Source organism: Streptomyces sp. NPDC002130 (genome assembly GCF_040296465.1).
In the GTDB taxonomy this organism is placed as follows: domain Bacteria; phylum Actinomycetota; class Actinomycetes; order Streptomycetales; family Streptomycetaceae; genus Streptomyces.
Map to the genome: position 1 here is coordinate 1 of NZ_JBEOXI010000391.1, position 5,217 is coordinate 5,217.

Sequence of the window (5,217 nt, forward strand, 5' to 3'; positions counted from 1 at the left end):
CCCCGACGGCGACCTGGCGCACACCCAGACCCCGCGCGAGGCCCTGACCTATGTCCACGCCCGGCTCACGGAGGCCCGCGTCTGATGGCAGGACACACCGACAACGCGATCGTCGTCGAGGCACCGATGGACCTGGTGTGGACGATGACCAACGACGTGGCCGCCTGGCCCCGGCTGTTCAGCGAGTACGCCTCCGCCGAGATCCTCGGCCGGGACGGCGACACCGTCACCTTCCGCCTCGCCCTGCACCCGGACGAGAACGGCACGGTCTGGAGCTGGGTCTCCGAGCGCACCCCCGACCCGGCCACCCGCACCGTCGTGGCCCGCCGGGTCGAGACCGGCCCCTTCGCGTACATGAACATCCGCTGGGAGTACGAGGAGGTGCCCGGCGGCGTACGGATGCGCTGGATCCAGGACTTCGCGATGAAGCCCGACGCCCCGATCGACGACGCCGGGATGACCGCCCGGCTCAACCGCAACACCGCCGTCCAGATGCGGCTGATCAAGGCCAAGGTGGAGACCGCGGCCCGGGCCGGCCGCCAACTCCAGGGCAAGCGCCTCCTGGTGACCGGCGGCACCCGGGGCATCGGCCGGGGCATCGTCCTCGCCGCCGCCCGGGCCGGAGCCGACGTCGTCACCTGCTACCGCACCCCCGGCGAGGCCGTCGCCACCCTGGAGGAGGAACTGGCCGGCACCCCCGGCAAGCACCAGGTGCTGCGGGCCGACGCCGCCGACGAGACGGACGTGGACCGGTTGGTCACCGCGTGCGAGGCGAGCCTCGGCGGACTGGACGCCGTCGTCAACAACGCCGGGACGTTCCGCCCCCAGCCGTACGCCGACCTCACACCCGCCGAGTGGGCCGACACCGTCCAGGGCAACCTGACCGCCACCCACCTGGTCACCCGGCGCACCCTGCCGCTGCTCTCCGCCGGATCGTCGGTGATCAACATCGGCTCCACGGTCGCCTTCATCGGCATGGCCGGCGGCGTCCACTACACCGCCGTCAAGTCCGCCCTGGTCGGCATGACCCGCTCGCTGGCCCGGGAGCTCGGACCGCGCGGCATCCGCGTCAACACCGTCTCCCCCGGCCGCATCGCCACCGAGGCGCTCGACGAACTGCCCGCCGAGGAGGCCGAGCGGCAGCGCGCCACCTTCGCCTCCTTCACCGCGCTCGGCCGGCTCGGCACCGTCGACGACATCGCCCAGGCCGTGCTGTTCCTCGTCAGCGACCACGCCGGCTACGTCACCGGCCAGAACATCCACGTCGACGGCTGCGTCTGAGCCGCACCCAGCCATGGAGGGAATCCCAGTGGAACTCGCACTGCACGGCAGGAAACTGCTCATCACCGGCGGCACCCGGGGCATCGGGCGGGGCATCGTCCTCGCCGCGGCCCGGGCCGGCGCCGACGTCCTCACCTGCTACCGGCAGGAGAGCGAGGCCGTCGACAGCCTGACCGCGGCGCTCAAGGAGACCGCCGGCGACCACCACGTGATCCGCGCGGACGTCGGCGACACCGCCGAGGTCGACCGTCTCGTCGGCGAGGCCAAGGACCGCTTCGGGCGGCTCGACGGCGTGGTCAACAACGCGGGCGTGATCAGCCACATCCCGTTCGCGGACCTGCCCGCCGACGAGTGGTCGCGCATTCTGGACACCAACCTCACCGCCGCCTACCGGATCATCCAGCAGGCGCTGCCGCTGCTCGGCGCCGGCTCCTCGGTGGTCAACATCGGCTCGCGCGGAGCCGCCGCGGGCATACCGCTGCGCGCCCACTACACCGCCGCCAAGGCCGCCATGATCGGGCTGACCCGCTCGCTCGCCAAGGAACTCGGCCCCAAGGGCATCCGCGTCAACGTGGTCGCCCCCGGCGTCATCGAGACCGAGGCCTTCGCGGCCATGCCCGCCGACCGCGCGGAGGGACTGCGCGCCACCTACGCGCAGAAGACCGCGCTGGCCCGCCTCGGCACCGTCGAGGAACTCGCCGGACCGGTGCTGTTCCTGCTCTCCGACGCCGCCGCCTACATCACCGGCGAGACCCTCAACGTCGACGGGGGGATCTGACGTGCCCGAACCCGCCGAGCAGGTCTTCCGGGTCACGCTGCGCATGCAGATCAAGCCCGGCATGGAGAACGAGTTCGAGAAGGTGTGGCTGGAGGTCGGCGACTCGGTCACCTCCCACCCCGCCAACCTCGGCCAGTGGCTCTCCCGCAGCGCCGAGGAGGAGGGCGTCTACTACATCGTCAGCGACTGGGTGAACGAGCCGCTGTTCCGTGAGTTCGAGACCAGTGACCGGCATCTGGAACACCGTCAGAAACTGCACCCGTACCGCAGCGGCGGCTCCATGACGACCATGCACGTCGTCGCCGCCCTGTCCGGCGCCGCATCGTGACCGGCGGCGCCGTCGAGGTGGTGCTCTACCACCTGAGCGACGACCCGGACCGGGTGCTGCCCGCGTACCACGAGGCCAGCCGCCGGATGGCGGGCACCGCCGGCCTGCTCGGCAACAAGCTGCTGCACGCCCTCGGCGACCCGCGCTCCTACGTCGTGGTCAGCCGCTGGGCCGACTGGGAGGCGTTCACCGCCTGGGAGAGCGGCCCCGCCCACAAGGACCAGACCGCCCCGCTGCGGCCGCTGCGCGACACCGGCCGGGACCGGCCCTTCGAGATCTACCGGGAGCTCGCCGCCTACGCGGGGGACCGGGCCGCCACCCTCACCGCCGACGTCGAGGAAAAGGAAGGAGTCTGAGCATGGCCCGCACCGACGCCCGGCAGCCGGCCCCACCGGCCGACCCGCCCATCGACCTGTTCACCCCCGCCTTCCACCAGAACCCGCACGAGGCGCTGGCCGCCCTGCGACGGACCGCGCCCGCCGTGCCCGTGACGACACCGAACGGCCTGCGCACCTGGCTGGTCACCGGATACGAGCACGCCCGGGCCCTGCTCGCCGACCCCCGGCTCAGCAAGGACATGCGGGTCGGCCGCGACCTCATCCCGCGCAACTTCGTCGACCCCGACAAACAGCGGGAGTTCCTCGCGGAGTCGGGGGAGCGCAGCCAGTTCCCGCACGTCCTCAGCGTGCACATGCTGGACAGCGACCCGCCGGACCACACCCGGCTGCGCCGGCTCGTCGGCCGGGCCTTCACCGCGCGCCGGGTCGAGTCCCTGCGACCGCGCATCACCGGGCTCACCGACGAACTGCTGGACGCCATGGCCCGGCACGAGCGGCTGGACCTCATGGAGGCGCTGGCCTTCCCGGTGCCGTTCACGGTCATCTGCTGGCTGCTCGGCGTGCCCCCGGACGACCGGGCCGCCTTCCGCCGCTGGTCCAACCTGCTCGTCTCCGGCGCGGGCACCGACGAGGTGCGCGAAGCCAGCGCGTCGATGATCGCGTACCTGACGGCGCTGATCGAGGCGAAGCGGGCCGAACCGGCCGACGACATGCTCACCGACCTCGTGCACGCCCAGGACGCGGGCGACAAGCTGTCGTCAGACGAACTGATCTCCATGGCGTTCCTGCTGCTGGTGGCGGGCCACGAGACCACGGTCAACCTCATCGGCAACGGCACCCTGGCCCTGCTCACACACCCCGACGTGCGGGGGCGGCTCGCGGCGGACGAGTCGCTGTGGCCCGCGGCCGTCGAGGAGTTCCTCCGCTACGACGGTCCGGTCACCAACGCCACCTGGCGGTTCACCACCGAGCCCGTCGAGGTCGGCTCGGTCACCATCCCCGAGGGCGAGTTCGTGACCATCTCGCTCGGCGCCGCAGGCCGGGACCCGGCCCGCTACCCCGACCCGGACCGCCTGGACATCACCCGCGCCCACACCGCCTCGGTCGCCTTCGGCCACGGCATCCACCACTGTCTGGGCGCCCCGCTCGCCCGGCTGGAGGGACAGATCGTCCTCAGCCGCCTGTTCACCCGCCTGCCCGGGCTGCGGCTCGCCGTCGAGGGGGACCAACTGCGCTGGCGCAGCAGCCTCATGATGCGCGGCCTCGAAGAACTCCCGGTGTTCACGGCGTGACCGCCGACCCCGCCCCGCCCGTACTAGAGGAGACACCCGTGGAACGTCAGGACACCGAACGCCCCTCCTGGGCCCCGCCGGAGGTCGACATCGACACCCCGAGCATCGCCCGGGTCTACGACCACTGGATCGGCGGCACCCACAACTTCCCCGCGGACCGGGAACTCGCCCGCAAGGTAGCGGCCGGCAACCCCGACCTCCCGGCCACCCTCAAGGCCAACCGCGCCTTCCTGCGCCGCGCGGTACGCGAACTGTCCGCGCTCGGCATACGGCAGTTCCTCGACATCGGCTCCGGCATCCCGGCCGAGGGCAACGTGCACGACGTGGCCCTCGCCGCCCACCCGGACAGCAAGGTCGTCTACGTCGACATCGACCCCGTGGCCGTCGCACACGGCCGGGCCCTGCTCGCCGACGAACCCCGAGCGGCCGTGTTCCAGGGCGACCTGTACAAGTCCCGGGAGATCCTGGACGCGGAGGACACCCGCCGGCTGATCGACTTCGACCGGCCCGTCGCGCTGATCCTCGCCGCCGTACTGCACTTCGTCCCGGACGCCGACGATCCGCTCGCCCTGGTGCGCCAGTACACCGAGCGGCTGGCACCCGGCAGCGCCCTGGTGATCTCGCATGCCGGCGCGGAGGAGGTCCCGAGGGCGGCACCGGAGGCGGCCGAGCAGTACCGGGGCGCGGTGAGCCAGGTGATCTGGCGCGACAACCGGGAACTCGCCGCGCTGTTCGATGACTTCGAGCTGGTGGAGCCCGGCGTGGTGCGTGCCCCGCTGTGGCGCCCCGAACCGGCCGAGACCCCCGACCCGGCGCTCGCGATGCTGGCCGGAGTGGCCCTCAAACCGGCCCGGTGACCTCCGGTGGACATCTCCCTCACCCCGCAGGACTCCTCGCCGGCCACCGCTCCCGCCGCACCACCGCAAGCCGGTGACCGCAGGCCCGGCTTCGGCACGCTGCTCGCGGTCGACCTGTGGGAGCGGTTCAGCTTCTTCGGGATGGCGGCGATCCTGGTCCTCTACCTGACCGCCTCCGAGACGCGCGGCGGCATGGGCATGGCGCCGCAGACGGCCACCGCGATCTTCGCGGCGTACATGTCCCTCAGCTTCATGGCCGGACTGCCCGGCGGGTGGCTCGCCGACCGGGTGCTGGGTGCGCGCCGGGCCGTGCTGCTCGGCGGTGCGCTGATCACCTGCGGCC

5 protein-coding genes and 3 pseudogenes are annotated in these 5,217 nt (G+C 72.5%); all 8 read left to right on the forward strand.

What is annotated here, in order from left to right; all coding sequences use genetic code 11:
• Nucleotides 1-84: 84 nt before the first annotated feature.
• Nucleotides 85-534 (forward strand): annotated as a pseudogene (locus ABT116_RS39250) (SRPBCC family protein); the annotation flags it as partial.
• A 33-nt stretch (nucleotides 535-567) separates the two neighbouring features.
• Nucleotides 568-1,281: pseudogene (locus ABT116_RS39255) on the forward strand (SDR family NAD(P)-dependent oxidoreductase); the annotation flags it as partial.
• Between the two features lie 28 nt (nucleotides 1,282-1,309).
• Complete coding sequence (locus ABT116_RS39260; RefSeq protein WP_351644473.1) at nucleotides 1,310-2,059, forward strand: SDR family NAD(P)-dependent oxidoreductase; 750 nt, start codon at nucleotides 1,310-1,312, stop codon at nucleotides 2,057-2,059.
• Between the two features lies 1 nt (nucleotide 2,060).
• Nucleotides 2,061-2,387 carry an antibiotic biosynthesis monooxygenase family protein gene (locus tag ABT116_RS39265; protein WP_351644475.1) on the forward strand — a complete coding sequence of 109 codons (327 nt, stop codon included), beginning with the start codon at nucleotides 2,061-2,063 and terminating at the stop codon, nucleotides 2,385-2,387.
• On the forward strand, nucleotides 2,384-2,743 hold the full coding sequence (locus ABT116_RS39270; protein WP_351644478.1) for an antibiotic biosynthesis monooxygenase family protein: 360 nt from the start codon (nucleotides 2,384-2,386) through the stop codon (nucleotides 2,741-2,743). The genes ABT116_RS39265 and ABT116_RS39270 overlap by 4 nt, the downstream gene beginning before the upstream one ends.
• A gap of 2 nt (nucleotides 2,744-2,745) precedes the next feature.
• Nucleotides 2,746-4,017, forward strand: a complete 1,272-nt coding sequence (locus tag ABT116_RS39275) for a cytochrome P450 family protein (protein ID WP_351644480.1) — start codon at nucleotides 2,746-2,748, stop codon at nucleotides 4,015-4,017.
• A 38-nt stretch (nucleotides 4,018-4,055) separates the two neighbouring features.
• Complete coding sequence (locus tag ABT116_RS39280; RefSeq protein ID WP_351644482.1) at nucleotides 4,056-4,874, forward strand: SAM-dependent methyltransferase; 819 nt, start codon at nucleotides 4,056-4,058, stop codon at nucleotides 4,872-4,874.
• Between the two features lie 6 nt (nucleotides 4,875-4,880).
• Nucleotides 4,881-5,217 (forward strand): annotated as a pseudogene (locus tag ABT116_RS39285) (MFS transporter); the annotation flags it as partial.